Origin of the sequence: Streptococcus sp. CCH5-D3, from assembly GCF_001556435.1 — a bacterium.
GTDB lineage: Bacteria > Bacillota > Bacilli > Lactobacillales > Streptococcaceae > Streptococcus.
Window position 1 is genome coordinate 1 of the sequence record NZ_LSIW01000023.1, and the last position, 1817, is coordinate 1817.

General features: G+C 41.8%; 2 protein-coding genes. Both read left to right on the forward strand.

The window, feature by feature from the left end; all coding sequences use genetic code 11:
- Positions 1–263 precede the first annotated feature (263 nt).
- Positions 264–1136, forward strand: coding sequence for a pyridoxal 5'-phosphate synthase lyase subunit PdxS (gene pdxS, locus AX662_RS00545; RefSeq protein ID WP_060971290.1), 873 nt, complete (start codon positions 264–266; stop codon positions 1134–1136).
- A complete protein-coding gene (pdxT, locus tag AX662_RS00550) occupies positions 1137–1730 on the forward strand; it encodes a pyridoxal 5'-phosphate synthase glutaminase subunit PdxT (protein ID WP_021143879.1) in 594 nt (197 codons plus the stop codon).
- Positions 1731–1817: the final 87 nt, after the last annotated feature.

A 1817-nucleotide genomic window follows, 5' to 3' on the forward strand; every position in this document is an offset into this window, starting at 1 on the left:
AAATTAATTTACAATTATATTTTAATCTTATTTTCTAATAACTTCAATAGAAAACGGATACAAAAACGCCATACTCTTATAAAAAGATGCTCATATTTATGATAGTTATAGTCTATAAAAGAGTTTTCCTAATTTATTTATTTTTTCGTCTATAGATATGATTGAAAGAGTAATTGTCCCCATACAGTTCGAGAAAAAGACTCTTTTTTTCAAAAATCATCCTGTGTAAAATAAAGGGCATAAAAACATGAGAGGTGATTGCAATGACAAATCGTTACGACTTAAACAAAAATTTGGCACAGATGCTTAAGGGGGGCGTCATCATGGACGTTCAAAACCCTGAGCAGGCACGTATCGCTGAGGAGGCGGGAGCGGCTGCGGTCATGGCCTTGGAACGTATTCCGGCTGATATTCGTGCTGTGGGTGGTGTATCACGTATGAGTGATCCTAAGATGATCAAGGAAATTCAGGACGCTGTTAGTATTCCAGTTATGGCTAAGGTGCGTATTGGTCATTTCGTGGAAGCACAGATTTTGCAGGCAATTGAGATTGATTATATCGACGAGAGTGAGGTATTGACACCAGCCGATGACCTTATTCATGTGGATAAAACGAAGTTTGATGTGCCTTTCGTTTGTGGGGCCAAGGACCTTGGTGAGGCTCTTCGCCGTATCTCTGAAGGGGCATCAATGATTCGTACCAAAGGTGAACCAGGAACTGGTGATATTGTCCAAGCTGTTCACCACTTGCGACTTATGAACCAAGAAATTCGCCGTATTCAAAATCTTATAGATGATGAACTCTATATTACTGCGAAAGACTTACAGGTACCAATTGACTTGGTCCGTTATGTCCACGAACATGGCAAGTTGCCGGTTGTCAATTTTGCGGCAGGTGGTGTAGCGACACCAGCGGATGCTGCGCTTATGATGCAGCTTGGTGCTGAAGGTGTCTTTGTTGGTTCAGGGATTTTCAAGTCAGGAGATCCGAAAAAACGTGCGGAGGCAATCGTCAAGGCAGTGACTAACTATAATCGTCCGGACATTTTGGCGCAAGTGTCAGAAGATTTGGGTGAAGCCATGGTTGGTATTAACAAGGATGAAATAGAAATTTTGATGGCAGAGCGAGGAAAATAGATGACAAAAATCGGAATACTGGCTTTGCAAGGTGCTTTTGCGGAACATGAGCAGGTCTTGAAAAAACTTGGAGTTGAAACAGTTCAAATCAGGAATCGACAGGATTGGGAAACTCACGCTGATTTAGACGGGCTCATTCTACCGGGTGGCGAGTCGACAGTCATGGGGAAACTTTTGCATGATTTAGATTTGTTTGAGCCAATTAAGGCGAAAATTAATGCAGGACTACCTGTATTTGGAACTTGTGCAGGCCTAATCTTGTTGGCTAAAACCATAGTAGGCGACCAAACAAAACATTTGGCAAGTATGGACATTAGTGTCGCACGTAATGCCTATGGTCGTCAGCTGGGCAGTTTTGTCACAAATGCTGACTTTAAGGGAATTGGTGAGATTCCCATGGTCTTTATTCGTGGACCAATCATTGAAACCGTTGGACCAGAAGTGGAGATTCTAGCTCAAGTCAATGGAGCTATCGTGGCAGCCAAGGAAAAACATATGCTTGTCACCTCTTTTCATCCAGAATTAACAGGTGATACAAGGGTTCATGCTTATTTCCTAGAGATGGTGGCCCAGTCCAGACAAGACAAACTATAATGCTAAACTCTTTACATGATTAATCTTTCACGCAAAAAAATCCAGGACCTGAGCCCTGGATTTAGGAGATTATGAAAAAGAAAAGTT